This is a genomic window from Stenotrophomonas sp. NPDC077420 (genome assembly GCF_044543385.1).
Classification (GTDB): domain Bacteria; phylum Pseudomonadota; class Gammaproteobacteria; order Xanthomonadales; family Xanthomonadaceae; genus Stenotrophomonas.
The window spans coordinates 101,022-118,688 of the sequence record NZ_JBITVZ010000009.1; the positions used below are offsets into that span (position 1 = coordinate 101,022).

Annotated in this window: 21 protein-coding genes; 3 read left to right on the top strand and 18 right to left on the bottom strand. The window is 68.1% G+C overall.

Features of this window, described 5'->3' with window-relative positions:
• Positions 1 to 39 precede the first annotated feature (39 nt).
• Complete coding sequence (locus ACIGII_RS10890; RefSeq protein ID WP_399638008.1) at positions 40 to 582, bottom strand: DNA-3-methyladenine glycosylase I; 543 nt, start codon at positions 580 to 582, stop codon at positions 40 to 42.
• Positions 579 to 2,369, bottom strand: coding sequence for a DUF4153 domain-containing protein (locus tag ACIGII_RS10895; RefSeq protein WP_399638009.1), 1,791 nt, complete (start codon positions 2,367 to 2,369; stop codon positions 579 to 581). The genes ACIGII_RS10890 and ACIGII_RS10895 overlap by 4 nt, the downstream gene beginning before the upstream one ends.
• Positions 2,370 to 2,447: 78 nt before the next feature.
• Here ACIGII_RS10895 and ACIGII_RS10900 point away from each other — a divergent pair, with 78 nt between their 5' ends.
• Genes ACIGII_RS10900 through ACIGII_RS10910 form a run of 3 tightly spaced genes read left to right on the top strand, consistent with a single transcriptional unit; the run spans position 2,448 to position 4,441 of the window.
• Complete coding sequence (locus tag ACIGII_RS10900) at positions 2,448 to 3,014, top strand: YqgE/AlgH family protein (protein ID WP_399638012.1); 567 nt, start codon at positions 2,448 to 2,450, stop codon at positions 3,012 to 3,014.
• Positions 3,007 to 3,474, top strand: coding sequence for a Holliday junction resolvase RuvX (gene ruvX / locus ACIGII_RS10905; RefSeq protein WP_210131814.1), 468 nt, complete (start codon positions 3,007 to 3,009; stop codon positions 3,472 to 3,474). The genes ACIGII_RS10900 and ruvX overlap by 8 nt, the downstream gene beginning before the upstream one ends.
• Positions 3,475 to 3,490: 16 nt before the next feature.
• Positions 3,491 to 4,441 carry an aspartate carbamoyltransferase catalytic subunit gene (locus ACIGII_RS10910; protein ID WP_399638014.1) on the top strand — a complete coding sequence of 317 codons (951 nt, stop codon included), beginning with the start codon at positions 3,491 to 3,493 and terminating at the stop codon, positions 4,439 to 4,441.
• A 372-nt stretch (positions 4,442 to 4,813) separates the two neighbouring features.
• Here ACIGII_RS10910 and ACIGII_RS10915 read toward each other — a convergent pair whose 3' ends face one another.
• The 16 genes from ACIGII_RS10915 to ACIGII_RS10990 all read right to left on the bottom strand — a co-directional run bounded on the left by ACIGII_RS10915 (position 4,814) and on the right by ACIGII_RS10990 (position 17,665).
• Complete coding sequence (locus ACIGII_RS10915; RefSeq protein ID WP_399638017.1) at positions 4,814 to 5,278, bottom strand: REP-associated tyrosine transposase; 465 nt, start codon at positions 5,276 to 5,278, stop codon at positions 4,814 to 4,816.
• Positions 5,279 to 5,573: 295 nt separating this feature from the next.
• A complete protein-coding gene (locus ACIGII_RS10920) occupies positions 5,574 to 6,374 on the bottom strand; it encodes a prolyl oligopeptidase family serine peptidase (protein WP_399638019.1) in 801 nt (266 codons plus the stop codon).
• Positions 6,375 to 6,441: 67 nt separating this feature from the next.
• On the bottom strand, positions 6,442 to 6,708 hold the full coding sequence (locus ACIGII_RS10925; RefSeq protein WP_399638021.1) for a hypothetical protein: 267 nt from the start codon (positions 6,706 to 6,708) through the stop codon (positions 6,442 to 6,444).
• Between the two features lie 15 nt (positions 6,709 to 6,723).
• Positions 6,724 to 8,085, bottom strand: coding sequence for a magnesium transporter (mgtE, locus tag ACIGII_RS10930; RefSeq protein WP_399638023.1), 1,362 nt, complete (start codon positions 8,083 to 8,085; stop codon positions 6,724 to 6,726).
• Positions 8,086 to 8,561: 476 nt separating this feature from the next.
• Complete coding sequence (gene ptsP / locus ACIGII_RS10935; protein ID WP_399638026.1) at positions 8,562 to 10,343, bottom strand: phosphoenolpyruvate--protein phosphotransferase; 1,782 nt, start codon at positions 10,341 to 10,343, stop codon at positions 8,562 to 8,564.
• A gap of 2 nt (positions 10,344 to 10,345) precedes the next feature.
• On the bottom strand, positions 10,346 to 10,615 hold the full coding sequence (locus ACIGII_RS10940; RefSeq protein WP_399638027.1) for an HPr family phosphocarrier protein: 270 nt from the start codon (positions 10,613 to 10,615) through the stop codon (positions 10,346 to 10,348).
• Positions 10,608 to 11,000: a PTS sugar transporter subunit IIA gene (locus ACIGII_RS10945; RefSeq protein ID WP_399638030.1), complete on the bottom strand. Its 393-nt coding sequence runs from the start codon at positions 10,998 to 11,000 to the stop codon at positions 10,608 to 10,610. Before ACIGII_RS10945 ends, ACIGII_RS10940 begins: the two co-directional genes overlap by 8 nt.
• A 64-nt stretch (positions 11,001 to 11,064) precedes the next feature.
• The gene (gene rapZ, locus ACIGII_RS10950; RefSeq protein WP_145478393.1) at positions 11,065 to 11,937 is read right to left on the bottom strand and encodes an RNase adapter RapZ; all 873 of its coding nucleotides are present in this window, start codon (positions 11,935 to 11,937) and stop codon (positions 11,065 to 11,067) included.
• Entirely contained in the window at positions 11,934 to 12,884 is a 951-nt protein-coding gene (gene hprK / locus ACIGII_RS10955; RefSeq protein WP_068849794.1) for an HPr(Ser) kinase/phosphatase, read from the bottom strand. The genes rapZ and hprK overlap by 4 nt, the downstream gene beginning before the upstream one ends.
• A complete protein-coding gene (locus tag ACIGII_RS10960) occupies positions 12,881 to 13,333 on the bottom strand; it encodes a PTS sugar transporter subunit IIA (RefSeq protein ID WP_399638034.1) in 453 nt (150 codons plus the stop codon). The genes hprK and ACIGII_RS10960 overlap by 4 nt, the downstream gene beginning before the upstream one ends.
• 21 nt (positions 13,334 to 13,354) lie before the next feature.
• The gene (gene hpf, locus ACIGII_RS10965) at positions 13,355 to 13,678 is read right to left on the bottom strand and encodes a ribosome hibernation-promoting factor, HPF/YfiA family (protein ID WP_399638037.1); all 324 of its coding nucleotides are present in this window, start codon (positions 13,676 to 13,678) and stop codon (positions 13,355 to 13,357) included.
• Between the two features lie 57 nt (positions 13,679 to 13,735).
• Positions 13,736 to 15,175, bottom strand: a complete 1,440-nt coding sequence (locus tag ACIGII_RS10970) for an RNA polymerase factor sigma-54 (protein ID WP_399638039.1) — start codon at positions 15,173 to 15,175, stop codon at positions 13,736 to 13,738.
• Positions 15,176 to 15,217: 42 nt separating this feature from the next.
• Positions 15,218 to 15,937, bottom strand: a complete 720-nt coding sequence (gene lptB, locus ACIGII_RS10975; protein WP_399638041.1) for an LPS export ABC transporter ATP-binding protein — start codon at positions 15,935 to 15,937, stop codon at positions 15,218 to 15,220.
• Positions 15,937 to 16,494 carry a lipopolysaccharide transport periplasmic protein LptA gene (gene lptA, locus ACIGII_RS10980; protein ID WP_399638138.1) on the bottom strand — a complete coding sequence of 186 codons (558 nt, stop codon included), beginning with the start codon at positions 16,492 to 16,494 and terminating at the stop codon, positions 15,937 to 15,939. The genes lptB and lptA overlap by 1 nt, the downstream gene beginning before the upstream one ends.
• A gap of 65 nt (positions 16,495 to 16,559) precedes the next feature.
• A complete protein-coding gene (gene lptC, locus ACIGII_RS10985; RefSeq protein WP_399638044.1) occupies positions 16,560 to 17,120 on the bottom strand; it encodes an LPS export ABC transporter periplasmic protein LptC in 561 nt (186 codons plus the stop codon).
• A complete protein-coding gene (locus tag ACIGII_RS10990) occupies positions 17,117 to 17,665 on the bottom strand; it encodes a KdsC family phosphatase (protein WP_399638046.1) in 549 nt (182 codons plus the stop codon). The genes lptC and ACIGII_RS10990 overlap by 4 nt, the downstream gene beginning before the upstream one ends.
• Between the last annotated feature and the right edge of the window lie 2 nt (positions 17,666 to 17,667).

Here is a 17,667-nt window from a genome sequence, read left to right on the forward strand (position 1 = left end):
GGTAGCGCCGGCCGTTGGCCGGCCCACGCGATGCCGGGCTCATCGCGATGCAGCGGCCCACGGCGGTGGAATCTTCGCCAGCCGCTTGTACACCGGGCAGTCCTTCGCGTGCGCCCCCGGCAGATAGCCCAGGCTCATCAGGAACTCGCCGGTGATCTCGCCACCGGTGAACCGGAAGGTCTTCTTGAACAGCTTCACCCACTCGGCCTTGTCGCGCGGATGGTGTGCGTCCAGCCAGGCCGCGAAACTGCCATGGCTGGCCCGCAGCTGCTGGATCACCTGCGCGTTGTGGATGGCCGCATGCACCTTGAGCCGGTTGCGGATGATGCCGGGGTCGTTGAGCAGCCGCTCCACCTCGCGCTCCCCGTACGCGGCCACGGTATCCACGTCGAACTGGTCATACGCGGCGCGGAAGCCTTCGCGCTTCTTCAGGATGGTTTCCCAGCTCAGCCCGGCCTGGTTGATCTCCAGCAGCAGGCGCTCGAACAACTCGCGCTCGTCGCGCTGCGGGAAGCCGTATTCGTGGTCGTGGTAATGCCCGTGGACCGGATGGCCCGGGGCGATCTGGCAGTATCCGCTCATGGCTGGTCGTCTTCGGCAGGCAGCTCGTCAATCGCGATTCTACGGCTCCCACCCAGCGACAGCTGCGGCCAGCGCGGGTGGTGCACCTGCAGTTCACCCTGCAGCAGGGGGTCCTGCGCCGGGTTGTCGCGCGCCTCCGCCGAGAGCGGAAGCTCCACTCCGCCGCCATCGCGCCATGTCCCCCCGTCCCGCACATGCAGCTGGCAGAGCGCGCCGCCCCACTCGGGTTCCCGGCACAGCAGCATCTCGTCCAGGCCGTCCCCATCCAGGTCGCGGCGCAGCGCGATGCACCGTTCGTCCAGTTTCAGGCAGCGGGCGTTGTCGACGGTCCCGGCCAGCACGGCCTGCCACCAATCGGGGTCGGGGGCGATGCCGCCCTTGGCCAGCTGCACCTGCTGCTGCAGCATGGCGAGGTCACGGATGCTGCCCTGGCGCTGGCCCTGCGCGCGGCCCAGCGGGTCCTCGCTCAACACGTTGGCGAGCAGGGTACGTGCGCGCAGGTCGGCGCTGAAGCGCGGGTCGGCCTGCAGGGTGTGCAGCACCTCCACGCCGCGCCGGCCGTAGTCGAAGCGCAGGTTGATCGCGTCGCTGCGCTGGATCTCCGGCGCGGCGGCCTGCAGGCGCGCGGTCTGGCTGCCCAGGCTGATCCGGATCGGATCCAGCAGCGGCGTGTTGGCCAGCACCGCCGCGCCCAGCACCGTCCAGCACATCCAGCGGTTGACCGGCTCGATCCGCTGCAGCCAGCGCCCCTGCCGGCGGACGGCCGCCACGGCATAGCCGAGCGCATAGCCGCTGAGCAGCAGCGCGGCCAGCAGGCCCCAGACGCGCTCCTGGGTGAAGCCGTACTGGTGGATGCGCAGGGCCATCGCATACAGCGCCAACGCAGCATAGACCGGCAGTGCGACCAGGCTGGCGTCGACCAGGCGGCGCAGCCACGCCGGGTACGCGGGGCTGTCGCTTTCATGCTGGTACACCGCGTTGCAGAAGACCACCAGCAACATCACCACGGTCAGCAACACCGTGGCGGCCGACCGGGTGCGCCACAGCGGCTCCAGCCCGGTGAACGGCAGGCAGACCACGAAGATCACCGCAATGAACGCCAGCAGCGGCAGCAGGCCACGTGCCACCGCGAACAGGACCTGCCGGATCACCTGGATGGCACGGTCCTGGGTGCGCCCGATCAGCACGCCGAAGCCGAACAGCATGCCGGTGGCGAGCGCGATGAACGCTTCTTCGCGGAACAGATCGCGGAAAACGTGGATGTCGACCAGGTCGAACAGGGCCGCCCACAGCCACAGCAGCATCCAGGTGAGTCCGGTGAACCCCACCGCCAGCGCCAGCGTCAGCCCGTTCTGCCAGGCACGTTCGAACAGCGCCGCATAGGTTGCCTTCCAGGAACCGTGCTGCAGGCGGAACTGCCACCACGGCAGCGCCACGAACACGGCGATCGCCATGCAGATCGAGAACGGCATCAGCAGCGGTCCCTGGCGCAGGCCGTCGGCGCCGCCCCCCAGGTTCCATCCGATCCAGCTGGCGAGGGCCACCACCGCTGCGGAGGCCAGCGCCGCATGCAGCCACAGCCTGCGGTCGCGCAGCTCGACCACGGTCAGGGCGATCGCCGTGGGAATGCTGAGCACCCAGGTGTACCAGCGAAGGCGGGACCCGAAGGCCTGGAACGGCCAGCTGTCCGACGCATCCTGTATCACGAACAGCAGCAGACCCTGCAGCAGCGCGATCAGCACGATGGCGCTGCGGGTGGGCAGGGGAAGTGGGGGTGACGGGTTCATCGTGGCGTCCGTGCGTGAGTGAACGCATCCTAGCCCAGGCTCACGCCCGTGTCCGGACGCAGCGGGTAGAATGGGCGCATGTCCAGGTTGCCTACCACTCTTGCCCATCAACTGCTGGTCGCGCTGCCCTCGCTGACCGATCCCACGTTCGCGCGGACGGTGGCGCTGATCTGCCAGCACGACGAAAACGGTGCCATGGGCGTGCTGGTCAACCAGCCGTCCGAGTACACGCTGGGCGATGTGCTTGCACAGATGGACATCCAGACCGACGACCGCGTCCTGCGCGACCAGGTCGTGCTCAATGGCGGCCCGGTCCATCCCGAACGCGGCTTTGTCATCCACGACGATGCCAGTGGCTGGGACTCGAGCCTGCAGGTTGGCCAGGGCGTCTACCTCACGACCTCGCGCGACATCCTGGAAGCGATGGCCCGCGGCGAAGGCCCACGCCATGCGCTGGTCACGCTCGGGTGCGCCGGGTGGGCCGAAGGCCAGCTGGAAGCGGAGATCGCCGACAACAGCTGGCTTACCGTGCCTGCCGATGCCGACCTGCTGTTCGACACGCCGCTGGAACAGCGGTGGCAGGGTGCCGCCTCGCGCATCGGCGTGGACCTGTTCCGGCTGACTGATTACAGCGGCAATGTCTGAGCCGGCGACCATCCGCCGCGATGGCACCGTGCTCGGCTTCGACGTCGGCTCGCGTCGGATCGGCGTGGCCATCGGCAGTTCGTTCGGCACCCATGCCCGCGCCATCGCAGTGGTGGACGTGCACGGCAATGGCCCGGACTGGGCTGCCGTGGAGCGGCTGATCAAGGAGTGGCGGCCCGACGGGCTGGTGGTGGGCGATCCGCTTACCCTGGATGGCCAGGACCAGCCCAACCGCAAGCGCGCGCAGGGTTTCGCCCGCCAGCTGCGCGAACGTTTCAAACTGCCGGTGGTGCTGATCGACGAGCGTTCCAGCTCGGTCGAAGCCGCCCGCCGCTTCGCCGTCGAGCGTGCCGAAGGCCGCAAGCGTCGCCGCGACGCGGCCACGCTGGACGCGGTGGCCGCCGCCGTGATCATCGAACGCTGGCTGTCCTCGCCCGACGACGCCACCCCTGTTTCCTGACCCCCAGACCCTGCCCATGACCGCCTCGCAACTCGATTCCGACGGACGCCTGCGCCACCTGCTGACCCTGGAAGGTCTGCCCCGCGAAACCCTGCTGCAGCTGCTCGACCGCGCCGGCCAGATCCGCGATGCGGCGGTCGGCCGGGTCGGCAACAAGCGCCACGTGCTGGGCGGTTCTGCGGTGTGCACGCTGTTCTTCGAACCCTCCACCCGCACCCGCAGCTCGTTCCAGCTGGCCGCGCAGCGGCTGGGCGCGGACGTGCTCAACTTCGACGCCTCCACCTCGTCCACGCGCAAGGGCGAAACCGCCTGCGACACGCTGAAGAACCTGGAAGCGATGGGCGTGCGCGGCTTCGTGGTGCGCCACCCGGATGACGGTGCCGTGGCCGAACTGGCCGCCGCGGCGGGCGAGGGCACCGCGCTGATCAACGCCGGCGACGGCCGCAGCGCGCACCCGACCCAGGGCCTGCTGGACATGCTGACGCTGCGCCAGGCCAAGGGCGGCGATTTCTCGAAGATGAAGGTGGTGATCGTTGGCGACGTGAAGCACTCGCGCGTGGCCCGCACCGACCTGCATGCGCTGCGCACGCTGGGCGTGGGCGAGATCCGCGTGTGCGGCCCGCAGTCGCTGCTGCCGGACGACGATACGCTGAAGGGATGCATCGTGGGCCAGGATTTCGACCAGATGCTGGAAGGCGCCGACGCGCTGATGATGCTGCGCCTGCAGCGCGAGCGCATGGAAGAGGGCCTGGTGCCGTCGCTCGAGCAGTACCACGCGCAGTACGGCCTGGACGCCAGGCGCCTCAAGCGCGCCGGCCAGGACGCGGCGGTGCTGCACCCGGGCCCGATCAACCGCGGCGTGGAAGTCACCGACGACGTGGCCGACGGCCCGCAGTCGTGGGTGCTGCGCCAGGTGGCCAACGGCGTAGCCGTACGCATGGCGGTGTTGGAGACGTTGTTGGGGTGATGGGGGTATCGACCAACGGTCGATACCTACCGCAGGCAGCGACGCCGTCGGTAGGCGACGACCGTTGGTCGTCGCGCGGGGAAAACAGACCGCCCCAACGCCGGTAGGCGACGACCGTTGGTCGTCGCGCGGGGGAAACAGACCGCCGCAACGCCGGTAGGCGACGACCGTTGGTCGTCGCACGGGGAAACAGACCGCCGCAACGCCGGTAGGCGACGACCGTTGGTCGTCGCGCGGGGGAAACAGACCGCCGCAACGCCGGTAGGCGACGACCGTTGGTCGTCGCGCGGGGAAACAGACCGCCGCAACGCCGGTAGGCGACGACCGTTGGTCGTCGCGGACCATGCCCAAGTATCGACCAACGGTCGATACCTACCGGGAATCTTCATCCATCGGCCATCGGCACCACGCGAACGGATATGCACCGATCCGGCTCGCCAAGCCCGCCCGTACCGGGTTTTCCATGACGTAAAAGGCGTGGCGACGAAATGATTCGTCCGAGCGCAGGCAATGGTCGTGATACCCGGTCTGCCATACCCGCCCTTGACGCTGATGCAGGCGGTTCAACAGCAGGGCGCTCCGTGATTTGAATCGTTGCGCCACATGGGAAAGCGGCCGCTCCCCCAACTGGAACAACCAATGCACGTGATCGGGCATGACCACCCACGCCAAGGATTCGGTGAGACGTTGTTCGTCCATTTTTGGAAACAGGTCCGCGACGACGCGGGCGTTCGCCGGATCATCGAACCATGGTGTTCGGCGTTCGCAGACCATGGTGAGCTCATACGCATGGTGGACCATTGAGACACGGCCGATGCGGAGGCGTGGGCTGTTCATGCAACGATTGTTGTCGCTGCGGTGCAAAGGCGTTATCGGCGTCCACCTCGTTTCACCGTCAGGAACCGGTGTGGCGAGGTATCGACCAACGGTCGATACCTACCAGGGGCGTCGGAGGGTGCGGGGTATCCGCGCATCGCGCCGTATCGACCAACGGTCGATACCTACCGGCAGGCGACGACCGTTGGTCGTCGCCCAACGCACCCGCACGCCCGGTAGGCGACGACCGTTGGTCGTCGCCCCGACGCACCCGCACGCCCGGTAGGCGACGACCGTTGGTCGTCGCGCTCTTCCATCACCGCTTCTGCGCGAACAACCATTCCCACATCGCGGCGTCCGCATACGTCGCATCCCACGCGTTGTGGTTGCCCCGGGGGTATTCGGTGTAGCGCACATCGGTCGCGCCGGCGCGGTCGAAGGCGGCCTTCAGGCGGCGGTCGTCGTCGGGCAGCACCACGTCGTCCAGCGCCCCATGGAACATCCAGATCGGCGTCGCCTTCAGGCGTGCGGCCATCGCCGCATAGGGATCGGCCTCGTCGGCCACCGCTTCGACGAACAAGGTGGCGCGCACCGCGCGCGGCGCCAGCACCGCGCCGCACACCGGCACGATCGCGGCGAAACGGGTGGGGTGGGCCAGGGCGATGTTCCAGCTGCCGTAGCCGCCCATCGACATGCCGGTCAGGTACTGCCGCGCAGGATCGGCGCCAAACTCGACCAGGGTGGCATCCAGCGCCGCCAGCGCGATGCGGGTGTTCACGCCGGCCCATTCCTGATCGGACGGCGCCTGCGGCAGCACCACCAGCGCCGGGAAGTCGCGCGCATGGTCGCGCAGGTGCGGGCCCAGCCCGGCGGTGGTCTGGCGCTCGCCGTCACTGCCTCGCTCGCCCGACCCATGCAGGAACAACACCACGGGCAACGCACCGCGCCGCGCCGCGGCATCGCGCGGCACGAAGACCTGGTAGCGCGACACGCGACCGTCCACGGTGACGCTGCGCTCCACGAAGTGCCCCTTGTCCGCTACGCGGGGCGTCGCGCAGCCGCTCAGCACGAGCACCACCACCCCCCACACCCACCATCCCGCGCGCTGTCGTGCCATCGTCTTCCCTCGGCTGAAATCGTTTTCAGTCTAGGCGGGGACGTAGCCGCAGGCATCTTGCAGTGCATCAGTCCGTGCGTGGTACCGAGGCCAGGATCTGCAGCTGTTCCATCGCTTCGGGATGACCGGCGTCGGCAGCGGCCTGCACCTGGGCCAGGCTGGGGTGGACTACCAGCAGGAGCGGGTTCTCGCACTGCGGGCAGTCGAATTCGGCCTCGTCCTCATGCAGCTCCATGCTCATCTGGCGCGAGGTGCCCTGCCATTCGCAGGCGGGGCAGGTATGCACCTGGTCGCGCCAGCCGGGGACGAAGTAATTGTCGAGCGTCAGGGCCATGGGGTCGTTACCGGGTCAATGCAGCAGGATCAGTGTGGCCAGGCCCAAGAAGCTGAAGAAGCCCATGACGTCGGTGACGGCGGTGACCACCACGGTGCCGGCCACGGCCGGGTCCACGTTCATGCGCTTGAGCAGCAGCGGCAGCAGCACGCCAGCCAGCGCTGCGGCACAGAAGTTGATGATCAGCGCCAGGGTGATCACCAGCGACAGCAGGAAGCTGTGGAACCACAGGTAGGCGATGATGCCCACCACGGTGCCGATCAGCGTGCCGTTGATCAGCGCCACCCGCGATTCCTTCCACAACAGGATGCGCGCGTTGCTCTGGCCGACCTGGCCCAGCGCGATGCCGCGCACCATCAGGGTGAGCACCTGCACTGCGGCATTGCCGCCGACGCCGGCCACGATCGGCATCAGCACGGCCAGTGCCACCACCTTCTGCAGGGTCAGCTCGAACTGGCCGATCACGCTGGCCGCAAGGAACGCCGTGCAGAGGTTGATGCCCAGCCACACCACGCGGCCACGCACGGCGCGCTTGATCGGCGAGAACAGGTCTTCTTCCTCGTCCAGGCCGGCCGCGCCCAAGGCCTGGTGCTCGGCCTGCGAACGGATGATGTCGACCACGTCATCGATGGTGATGCGGCCGAGCAGGATGTTGTTGTCGTCCACCACCGGCGCCGAGACCCAGTCATGGTCGGAGAACTGCCGGGCGACTTCGTCGGCGCTTTCGCCCACGTCGATGGCCGGCTGTTCGTCGTCGATCAGGCGGTTGATCGGGGTGTTGTCCTCGTGGGTCACCAGCGCGGCCAGCGACAGCCGGCCCAGGTACTGGTGGCGCCGGCTGACCACGAACAGGTGGTCGGTATGGTCGGGCAGTTCGCCGCGCAGGCGCAGGTAGCGCAGCACCACGTCGACGTTGACGTCGGCGCGCACGGTCACCACGTCCGGGTTCATCAGGCGGCCGGCGCTGTCCTCGGGGTAGGACAGGACCTGCTCGAGCCGCTCGCGGTTCTCGCGGTCCATCGACTTGAGCACTTCGTCGATGACCGTATCGGGCAGGTCTTCGACCAGGTCGGCCAGGTCATCGATGTCCAGGTCTTCGACCGCGGCGATGATTTCGTCCGGGTCCATGTCGGCCAGCAGGCTTTCGCGCACTTCCTCGCCGACGTGGACCAGCACTTCGCCGTCGTCTTCGGGATCGACCAGTCCCCACACCACTTCGCGCTTGCCGGGCGGCAGCGATTCGAGCAGGTTGCCGATTTCGGCCGGCGCCAGCGTGTTGACCAGCCGGCGCACCGGACCCAGCCGCCCGCTGTCCAGTGCATCGGACAACAGTCGCAACTGGCGCGCCGTCTTGTCGTGGCGTACGGCTTCGGCCATGCACAGCTCCCGCGGGAAAAGAAAAAGGCCGCTATCCCGGAGAGGATGCGGCAGTGGGGGTGGTCACCGCGTCATTATCGCTTGGATTCATGTTACGGCGCGACCACGTCGTCGCTGGAGGGGCGTATCGACCAACGGTCGATACCTACCGGGATGGGGCGTGGTTGATCGGCGTATCGACCAACGGTCGATACCTACCGGGATGGGGGCGGTGGTTGATCGGCGTATCGACCAACGGTCGATACCTACCGGGATGGGGCGGTGATTGATCGGCGTATCGACCAGCGGTCGATACCTGCCGGGATGGGGGCGTGGTTGATCGGCGTATCGACCAGCGGTCGATACCTACCGGGATGGGGCGTGGTTGATCGGCGTATCGACCAACGGTCGATACCTACCGGGATGGGGCGTGGTTGATCGGCGTATCGACCAACGGTCGATACCTACCGGGATGGGGTGGCGCCACGGTCGGTAGGTCACGACCGTTGGTCGTGACCGGCCTTTTCGATCCAGCGTTCGATGCTGCGGCGGTCGCGTGCGGCGAGCAGCTTCGGGGCCGCTGCCTGCAGGTCGGCCAGCGTGCTCTCGCGCACCGCGCGCCGTACCTCCAGCAGCGTGCCCGGGTGCAGGCTGAACTCGGTCAGGCCCAGCGCGAGCAGCAGACGGGTCATGCGCGGGTCGCCGGCGATCTCGCCGCACACGGCTACCGGCACCCCGTGCTCGCGACCGGTGCGAAGGACATGCGCGAGCAGGCGCAGCACGGCCGGGTGCAGGGGCGAATACAGTTCGCCGACGGCTTCGTTGTTGCGGTCGGCGGCCAGCAGGTACTGCACCAGGTCGTTGGTGCCGATCGAGATGAAGTCGACCAGGTCGATGAAGCTCTCCAGCGCGATCGCCGCGGCCGGCACCTCGATCATCGCGCCGAACGGGATGCGCTCGGCGACTTCGTGGCCCTCGGCGCGCAGCAGGTCGGCCTGCTTGTTCAAGCGGCGTCGCACCGTGAGCAGCTCTTCGCGGGTGCTGACCATCGGCAGCAGGATGCGCAGCTTGCCGTAAGCCGACGCGCGCAGGATCGCGCGCAGCTGGGTGTCGGCGACCTTCGGCCGCGCCAGCGACAGGCGCACGCCGCGCAGGCCCAGTGCCGGATTCTCTTCGTTGCTCAGGGTCAGGCCGGTGCGGTCGGCCTTGTCCGCCCCCAGGTCCAGGGTGCGGATGGTCACCGGCCGGCCGCTCATGCCGAGCGCGGCATCCCGGTAGGTTTCAAATTGTTCCTGCTCATCGGGCAGCTCGTCGCGCTGCAGGAACAGGAACTCGGTGCGGTACAGCCCCAGCCCGTGCGCGCCGAGCGCATGCGCCTCGGTCACGTCCTCGCGCGATTCGGCGTTGGCCAGCAGGGCGATGTCGACATTGTCGCGGGTGCGGCTGGGCTTGGTGCGCAGGCGGCCCAGCTCGCGCTGTTCGCGGGCCTGGTCACGCAGCCGCGCGCGGTAATCGCGCAGGTCCGGTGGCAGCGGGTTGACGGTGATCTGGCCGGTACTGCCGTCGATGCCCAGCACGTCGCCGTCGGAAATCTTCTGCAGCAGGTTGGGAACGTTGACGATCAGCGGCAGGTGCAGGCTGCGCGCCAGGATGGCGCTGTGCGACAGCGCGCTGCCGGCGACGCTGACGATGCCGACCACGCCATGCGCCTGCAGCTGGGCCAGTTCGGAGGGCGCGATGTTGTCGCAGACCAGGATCTCCCCGGCCAGGCCCTTCACGTCCGGCGGGCGCTTCTGCAGGAACGCATGGATGCGCCCGATCACATGGTCCAGGTCGTCCATGCGGCTCTTCAGGTAGGCATCGTCCATGCCGTCGAAGACCTTCGCCAGGCGGTCGCGCTGCACCCGAAGGGCGTAGCCCGCGCTGTAGGGGCCGCTGCGGATCAATTCGTCCAGCCCGAACAGCAGTTCGGGGTCGTCCAGCAGCAGGGCATGCAGGTCCAGGAACTCGCCCACTTCCTGGTTCAGCGCGCCCTGCAGGCGCTGGCGCAGGTCGTGCATTTCGGCGCGGGCCGCGTCCGTGGCCTGGTGCAGGCGCTCCAGTTCGGCCTCCACCTGGGCCGGGGCAATGCGCTGTTCGGCCACGTCCAGCGCGTGCGGCAGGCGCACGCGGGCGCGGCCGAGGGCATTACCGCGCGAGGCGCCGTGGCCGGTCAGCAGCAGCGCGCCGGACGCGGTCCGGGCCGGCACGCTGGAACCCGGTCGCGGTGGCCCCGGCATGCTCAGCTGTCCTCGTCGAAGCGTCGCTCGAACAGGGCCACCACTTCGTCCATCGCAGCGACCTCGTCTTCGCCATCGATCCGCACGGTGACCGGGGTGCCCTGGCCGGCGGCCAGCAGCATCACGCCCATGATGCTCTTGGCGTTGATCTCGCGGCCCTTGGCCGCCATGGTCACGTTGCAGCGGAAGGGGGCCAGCACCTGCACCAGCTTTGCAGTGGCGCGGGCATGCAGGCCCAGGCGGTTGGATACGGTGAGTTCACGTTCAAGCATCGTCGACAATCGCTCCATTGCGAGTGCCCGCCGCCGCAGTGGCGGGCAGTTGATCCAGTCCCTGTTCCGGATAATTCATCACTCGCAACAACATCGGCAGGCTCAGCGCCGAGACCCGGCGTGCCGGGGTGCCCAGGCGGGCCAGCTGCGCTGCCAGATTGCTCGGGCTGGCGCCGTACAGATCGGTGAGGATCAGCACGCCGTCACCGCTGTCCACCCGGCGCAAGGCGGCCGAGGCGAGCGGGAGGAGGGCGTCCAGGTCCGCGTCGAACGGTACTTCAAAAACGTCGGTCTTCAGCGGCAGGTGCCGCAGCAGCCGGGTCGCCACGTCAAGCAGCGACGCGCCTACACCGGGATGAGTTACGAGGAGAATGCCACAGGTCATTGTCGAACGTTAACATCCCAACATGAATTGGGGATACACCGCCCGCTGCAACGGACCGTTGGCCCTAATCGAGCTCCCGATGGAACGTGGCCACTTCCGGCCAGCCCTGCTCGCGGGCGTGCCGTGCCAGACGCTCGGCCAGGTACACCGACCGGTGCTTGCCGCCGGTGCAGCCGAAGGCCACGGTGACGTAGCTGCGGGTGTCGTTGCCGAGCCGGGGCAGCCAGGTGTCGAGGAAGTCGACCAGCTGGGCCACGTACCGCTGCACATCCGCCTGCGCTTCCAGATAGTCGCGCACCGGCGCTTCGCGGCCCGACATCGGGCGCAGCTGCGGGTCCCAGTGCGGATTGGGCAGCACCCGGGCATCGAAGACGAAGTCGGCCTCGGCCGGGACGCCGCGCTTGTAGGCGAACGATTCAAAGAGCAGCGACAGCTTGTTGCCGTGGCTCAGGGCGAACTCGGTGACCACCTTGCGGCGCAGCTGGTGCACGTTGAGGCTGGTGGTGTCGATCACCGCATCGGCCGCGCGCCGCAGCGGGGCGGTCAGCTCGCGCTCGCGCGCGATCGCTTCGGGCAGCGACAGCCCCAGCTGGCTCAGCGGGTGGCGGCGGCGGGTGTCGGCGTAGCGCTTGAGCAGGGTCTCATCGGTGGCGTCGAAGAACAGCAGCTGCGCGTCGAGCCCGGCCGCCTTGGCGTCTTCGCGCCAGTGCGAGAGCTGGCTCAGGTCGCTCTGGCCGCGCACGTCGATGCCGACCGCCAGCCGGCGCGGCGCGGCGGCGTCGTGCCCGGCCAGCAGGCTGCGCACGAAATCGGGCAGCAGGTTGATCGGCAGGTTGTCCGAACAGTAGTAGTCCAGGTCTTCGAAGGTCTTCAGTGCAACCGTCTTGCCCGAGCCGGACAACCCGCTGACGATGATCAACGTGGCGGTGGCGCTCATGGCGTACGCCGCTCCAGCAGATTGCTGTGGCGGGCGATGAACATCGCGGCCGGGTCTATGCCCTTGGTGCGCAGGATGTGCAGGCGGGTGGCGGCTTCGGTCAGCACCGAGAGGTTGCGGCCGGGCATCACCGGCAGGGTGATCAGCGGTACGTCCAGGTCCAGCACGTGGCGGGTGCCGGAATCGCCGGTCAGGCGTTCGTAGCCGTGTGGGGTAGGTTCGGTCATGGGCTTGGTCAGGTGCACGATGAGCCGAAGGTACTTGTTCTTCTTTACCGCCGTATCACCGAACATCTCGCGCACGTTGAGCACGCCCAGGCCGCGCACTTCCAGCAGGTCCTGCAGCAGTTCGGGGCAGGTGCCGTCGAGCACGTCGGGGGCGATCTGGGTGAACTCGGGCGCGTCGTCGGCCACCAGCCGATGGCCACGGCTGAGCAGTTCCAGCGCCAGTTCGCTCTTGCCGGAGCCGGCCTCGCCGGTGATCAGCACGCCGATCGAGTAGATCTCCATGAACACGCCATGCAGGATCACCCGGGGCGCCAGCGTGCGGGCCAGGTGGTAGGACAGGTGGTTGAGCAGTTCATGGCCCCGCTTGGGCGAGATCCACAACGGGGTCTGCGACTCGTCGGCGGCCGCGCGCAGGTCTTCCGGGCAGGGCTGGTTGCGGGTGATCACCAGCGCCAGCGGGTGCGACTGCATGATCCGCTCGATGGTTTCCCAACGCTGGCGCGAATCCAGCGAATCCAGCCAGGACAGCTCTTCGGTGCCCAGGATCTGCACCTTGTTGGGGTAGATCGCGTTGAGATACCCGGCCAGCGACGGGCGCCGCGACACGGTGTTGCCCGCTTCCAGTTCACGCCGCTCGCCCTTCTGCCCGGCCACCCAGCGCAGGCTCAGGCGGTCGCGCTGCTGTTCGAACAATTCACGGGCGGTGATGCTGGTATTCATGCGGCGCTCGCCGGCGGGGGAAATTCGATCACCTGGCGCAGCGCCGCCCCATCGCGCGCGTCGCGCAGCGCCTGGCGGATGGCCGGCTCGGAAAACAGCTCGGCCAGCTCGGACAGCAGCATCAGGTGTTGATGGGTGTAGTGGCTGGGCACGGCGATGGCGAACACCAGGTCCACCGGTTCGTCGCCGCCGAAGTCCACCGGCGTTTCCAGCCGCAGCAGGGCGCCGCGCGGGCGTTCCAGCAGGGGCGCACGGCCGTGCGGAATGGCGATGCCGTGGCCGATGGCGGTGCTGCCCAGCGTTTCGCGCTCGCAGAGGTTCCGGTACAGCAGGTCGGCATTGGCTTCGCGGCAGGCCAGCAGCCGGGCGGCGGCCTTGAGCGCACTGTCGCGATCGGCGGCCGGCAGCACCTGGGTGCGCACGGCCGCCAGTAGATCAGTCAAAGGCATGGAAAGGGGAGGCGGGGGGCGTCAGACGCTATTGTCGCCCAAGGGAGCCGGAACCGGGGCATGCAGGTGCTTTTTCTCCTTGTGCTTGATGACCAGCTGGTCGAGCTTGTCGGCCAGGATATCGATCGCGGCGTACATGGTCTGGCCGTCGGCCTTGGCATGCAGCGCTTTTCCGGCGAGGGTCACGTCGGCGTCCACGTGATGCTGGGTCTTGTCCAGCTTGAGCGTCACCCGGATCTGGCAGTGCTGGTCGAAGTGTTTGCCGACGCGGCCGACCTTCTCGTTGACATAGCTCTGCAGGGCGGGGGTGACTTCCACGTTGTTGCCATACGTCTGGATTTCCATCGGTGCTTCTCCTCTTCGGATGTGCCAATGAACCTTCCCGCCTGGCGCGGTGGAGCGTCAGGCGATGCGTACTCGTTCGTGCGAGGCGGAAATGTTCATGGCCTCACGATACTTCGCCACGGTGCGTCGCGCTACCGGTATCCCGGAGGTCTTGAGCAGGTCAGCCAGCTTGGCGTCAGAAAGCGGCTTGCGCGGATTCTCGTCGTCGATCAGGCGCCGGATCATGGCCTGGATGGCGGTGCTGGAGGCCTCGCCGCCGCTGTCGGTGTCGATCCCCGAGGCGAAGAAGGCGCGCAGCGCCAGGGTGCCGCGCGGGGTGCGCACGTATTTACGGGCGATGGCCCGGGAAATGGTCGATTCATGCAGGCCCAGCTCCCCGGCTACCTCGCGCAGGGTCAGCGGGCGCAGCGCCTGGGCGCCAAACTCGAGGAAGGCGGCCTGCTGCTGCAGCAGGCAGCGCATCACCCGCAGCAGGGTCTCGCCCCGGGCCTCCAGGCCCTTGAGCAGCCAGCGCGCCTCCTGCAGGTGGGCGCGCAGGTAACCGGCGTCGCTTTCGCCACAGCGGCGGATCATCTGCTCATAGCCGCGGTGAATGACCACCTTGGGCCCGGCGTGGCCGGCCAGGGCCGCCCGCCAGCTGCCGTTCTGGCGCCAGACCACGCAGTCGGGCACCACGTAGTTGTCGTGGTCCAGCTCGCCGATCTGGGTGCCCGGGCGCGGGTCCAGCGAGCGCAGCAGCTGCACCGCCGCCTCTACCGCCGCCACCGGCTCGCGCAGCTCGTGGGCAATACCGTCCACCCCGCTGCGCGGCAACCGTTCCAGCGGGCCGTCGGCGATGCGCCGGGCCAGGGCCAGGCCGGCGGTCTGCGGGTCCAGCACGTCCAGTTGCAGCTGCAGGCATTCGCCCAAGCTGCGCGCACCGACCCCGATCGGGTCGAAGCGCTGGATCTGGTGCAGCACGGTGAGGATCTCGGCTTCATCGGCGTGAATGGCCGGCAGCAGGGTTTCGGCAATCGTCGACAGCGGCTCGCGCAGGTAGCCGTCATCGTCAAGCGCATCGATCAGGGCTGCACCGATGCTGCGGTCACGCTGCGACAGGTGCGACAGGTGCAGCTGCCACAGCAGGTGGTCGGCCAGGGTTTCGGTTTCGGCCACGCGCTCGGCGGCGCTGCCATTGTCGTCGTCATCGAAGGAGCCGCCGCTGCCGCCCGTGCCCCACTCGCCCTCGCCGGGCGCCCAGTCGTCGGCCCCCTCGCGCGGGTCGTCGCGGTCATCGCTGCGTTCGGCGGCCTCGGCCGGGCGCTCGTCGCTGCCCGGCGCGGCCTCGAGCACGGGCTCGGCGTTCTCGGCCCACTCCAGCAGGGGATTGGTTTCCACCGCCTCGGCCAGTTCCAGCTCCAGTTCAGCGCTGGACATCTGCAACAGCTTGATCGCCTGACGCAGCTGCGGCGTCATGACCAGGTGTTGCCCCATCGATGTCTGCAGCCGTGCTTTCATGCCTGTGCCGAACGGAGGGAAGGCGATGCAACGGCCGGCCGGTCAGAGCTTGAAGGTCTCTCCAAGGTACACGCGGCGGACGTCTGCGTTTTCCAGGATCGCGTCCGGTGCCCCCTGCGCCAGTACGCTGCCTTCATTGAGGATATACGCGCGGTCGCAGATTCCCAAGGTTTCACGCACATTGTGGTCGGTGATCAGCACCCCGATGCCACGCTGCTTGAGGTGGATGACGATGCGCTGGATCTCGCCGACCGAGATCGGGTCCACGCCGGCAAACGGTTCGTCGAGCAGGATCAGCCGCGGCCTGGCGGCCAGCGCGCGGGCGATTTCACAGCGGCGGCGCTCGCCGCCGGACAGGCTGGCGCCCATCTGGTCGGCCACATGCCCGATCTGCAACTCGTCCAGCAGCGAGTTCAGCTCTTTCTCGCGGCCGTCCTTGTCCAGGTCCTCGCGCAGTTCCAGCACCAGGCGCAGGTTGTCGGCCACGGTCAGCTTGCGGAACACCGACGGCTCCTGCGGCAGGTAGCCCACGCCCTGCTTGGCCCGGGTGTACATCGGGTCGGCGGTGATGTCCTTGCCGTCGAGCACGATGCTGCCCGCGTCGGCCTCGACCAGGCCCACGATCATGTAGAAGCAGGTGGTCTTGCCGGCGCCGTTGGGGCCGAGCAGGCCCACTACTTCACCGGCCTCCAGGGTCAGGCCGAATTCCTTGACCACTTCGCGCTGTTTGTAGCGCTTGCGCAGGCCTTTGGCGACGAGCATTACTTCTTGCTCCCGGCAGTGGGGACGGTGGTCCTGGTCGGCGCGGCGGCCGGCTTGGCGGCCGGGGCCGGGGTCTTGTTCTTGGGCGGGATGACGGTGCGTACGCGCTGGCCGTCGCCGCCGCTGTTCATCTGCCCGGTGGCGGTGTTGTAGGTCATGGTGCCGCCGGAGTTGGTGCCCTGCGCGCTCTTGACCGTGTAGTTGCCGGTAAGCACGATGATTTCCGTCTTGATGTCGTAGTCGATCTTGTCGGCCTGCGCTTCCATCCAGCTGCCATCGTCCAGCTGCTGCTTCATCTTGGCCTGCTTGCCGGTGAACACCGCACGCACCGCTTCGCCACCCTTCATGTGGATGTCGGCCTGGGACGAACGGATGTCGAGCGTGCCCTGGGTGATGATGACCCCGCCGGACAGCGTGGTGACGCCATCGCCAAGCGTGCCTGCCTGCGCGCCGGCATCGATGGTCATTTCCTGGTTGCGGTCGGACGTCTTGGCCTGCGCGCCCACCGCGGGCAGCATCAGGCTGAGGGCGAATGCAGCGGCGTAGAGGGTCTTCATCACGTGGGGCTTTCCTGCCAGAGTCGGGGAAACGGCCAGTGCCGTCGTTGGAGTATCGATATGCATCACTGACGCGGCGTGTAACGGCTCTTGACCTGGCTCAGGAACTGATAGGTCTTGTCGTTGGAATTCAGCGCGAACCCCACCCCGGACTGGGTCATGCCGGGGCGGGTCAGGGTAACCAGTCCGTCCGAGGTGGCCCGGTTTTCCTTCGGGAACACGTCCAGCTGCTCGGTGCGGAAGGTGGTTGGCGGCACCGTCGGCACGCGCGGGCTGTCACCGCTGACGTTGCCGGTCAGCCGCAGCTTGTCGCCGGTGGCACTGACCCAACCGGTGTCGCTGCGCAGCTCCCAGTGATGGCCGTCGCGGTCGGGCAGCAGGAACAGCGGGGTCTGCAGGGTCATGGTCTCATCGCTGCGGGAGCGTTCCAGCAGCGGTGCGCGCAGGGTGGTCGATTCGCGGCCCTGTTCGTCCAGCGCCACGATCTGGAAATCGTGCAGCACGTAATCCTTGCTGGCGTCGTCGCCGGGGACGATCTCGGCCTTGTTGCGGTCGCGCAGCAGCGACCAGCCGCTGTACAACGCAGCGATCAGCAGCAGGCCACCCAGTGCGGTGCGCCAGTTCATGCGCCGTACCTCGCCAGTACCGCGTCCACATGCCCCTGGGCGGCCAGCAGCACATCGCACAGTTCCCGCGCAGCGCCACGGCCGCCATCGGCACGGGTCTGCCAGTGCACGCGCTCGGCGATCCACGGGTGGGCATTGGCTGGCGCCACGGCCAGGCCGACCGCGCACAGCGGGGCCAGGTCGGGCAGGTCATCGCCCATGAAGGCCACCTGCTCCAGGCCCAGGCCGTGCTGTTCGCACAGCGCGCGCACGCTGGCCAGCTTGTCGCCCACCGCGATCTGGGTGTCGATGCCCAGGTCGGCGCCGCGCTTGAGCGCGGAAAGACTGTTGCGCGCAGTAATCAGCACGGGGTGGATACCGTGCTGCTGCAGCAGTTTCAGGCCGAGTCCGTCCTGCACGTAATACGCCTTGCTCTCGTTGCCGTCACGGTCGTAGTAGAGCCGACCATCGGTGAGCGTGCCGTCCACGTCGAAGCAGGCCAGCCGGATACGGCCGGCGGCGGCATGCAGGTGGGACGGGAAACCGGGCAACGGGGAGTAGGGCATCA

What these genes read in the sequence shown, in the direction of transcription:
- ACIGII_RS10890 (WP_399638008.1), bottom strand. Translation starts at nt 582, where the DNA reads ATGAGCGGATACTGCCAGATCGCCCCGGGCCATCCGGTCCACGGGCAT.
- ACIGII_RS10895 (WP_399638009.1), bottom strand. Translation starts at nt 2,369, where the DNA reads ATGAACCCGTCACCCCCACTTCCCCTGCCCACCCGCAGCGCCATCGTG.
- ACIGII_RS10900 (WP_399638012.1), top strand. Translation starts at nt 2,448, where the DNA reads ATGTCCAGGTTGCCTACCACTCTTGCCCATCAACTGCTGGTCGCGCTG.
- ruvX (WP_210131814.1), top strand. Translation starts at nt 3,007, where the DNA reads ATGTCTGAGCCGGCGACCATCCGCCGCGATGGCACCGTGCTCGGCTTC.
- ACIGII_RS10910 (WP_399638014.1), top strand. Translation starts at nt 3,491, where the DNA reads ATGACCGCCTCGCAACTCGATTCCGACGGACGCCTGCGCCACCTGCTG.
- ACIGII_RS10915 (WP_399638017.1), bottom strand. Translation starts at nt 5,278, where the DNA reads ATGAACAGCCCACGCCTCCGCATCGGCCGTGTCTCAATGGTCCACCAT.
- ACIGII_RS10920 (WP_399638019.1), bottom strand. Translation starts at nt 6,374, where the DNA reads ATGGCACGACAGCGCGCGGGATGGTGGGTGTGGGGGGTGGTGGTGCTC.
- ACIGII_RS10925 (WP_399638021.1), bottom strand. Translation starts at nt 6,708, where the DNA reads ATGGCCCTGACGCTCGACAATTACTTCGTCCCCGGCTGGCGCGACCAG.
- mgtE (WP_399638023.1), bottom strand. Translation starts at nt 8,085, where the DNA reads ATGGCCGAAGCCGTACGCCACGACAAGACGGCGCGCCAGTTGCGACTG.
- ptsP (WP_399638026.1), bottom strand. Translation starts at nt 10,343, where the DNA reads ATGCCGGGGCCACCGCGACCGGGTTCCAGCGTGCCGGCCCGGACCGCG.
- ACIGII_RS10940 (WP_399638027.1), bottom strand. Translation starts at nt 10,615, where the DNA reads ATGCTTGAACGTGAACTCACCGTATCCAACCGCCTGGGCCTGCATGCC.
- ACIGII_RS10945 (WP_399638030.1), bottom strand. Translation starts at nt 11,000, where the DNA reads ATGACCTGTGGCATTCTCCTCGTAACTCATCCCGGTGTAGGCGCGTCG.
- rapZ (WP_145478393.1), bottom strand. Translation starts at nt 11,937, where the DNA reads ATGAGCGCCACCGCCACGTTGATCATCGTCAGCGGGTTGTCCGGCTCG.
- hprK (WP_068849794.1), bottom strand. Translation starts at nt 12,884, where the DNA reads ATGAATACCAGCATCACCGCCCGTGAATTGTTCGAACAGCAGCGCGAC.
- ACIGII_RS10960 (WP_399638034.1), bottom strand. Translation starts at nt 13,333, where the DNA reads ATGCCTTTGACTGATCTACTGGCGGCCGTGCGCACCCAGGTGCTGCCG.
- hpf (WP_399638037.1), bottom strand. Translation starts at nt 13,678, where the DNA reads ATGGAAATCCAGACGTATGGCAACAACGTGGAAGTCACCCCCGCCCTG.
- ACIGII_RS10970 (WP_399638039.1), bottom strand. Translation starts at nt 15,175, where the DNA reads ATGAAAGCACGGCTGCAGACATCGATGGGGCAACACCTGGTCATGACG.
- lptB (WP_399638041.1), bottom strand. Translation starts at nt 15,937, where the DNA reads ATGCTCGTCGCCAAAGGCCTGCGCAAGCGCTACAAACAGCGCGAAGTG.
- lptA (WP_399638138.1), bottom strand. Translation starts at nt 16,494, where the DNA reads ATGAAGACCCTCTACGCCGCTGCATTCGCCCTCAGCCTGATGCTGCCC.
- lptC (WP_399638044.1), bottom strand. Translation starts at nt 17,120, where the DNA reads ATGAACTGGCGCACCGCACTGGGTGGCCTGCTGCTGATCGCTGCGTTG.
- ACIGII_RS10990 (WP_399638046.1), bottom strand. Translation starts at nt 17,665, where the DNA reads ATGCCCTACTCCCCGTTGCCCGGTTTCCCGTCCCACCTGCATGCCGCC.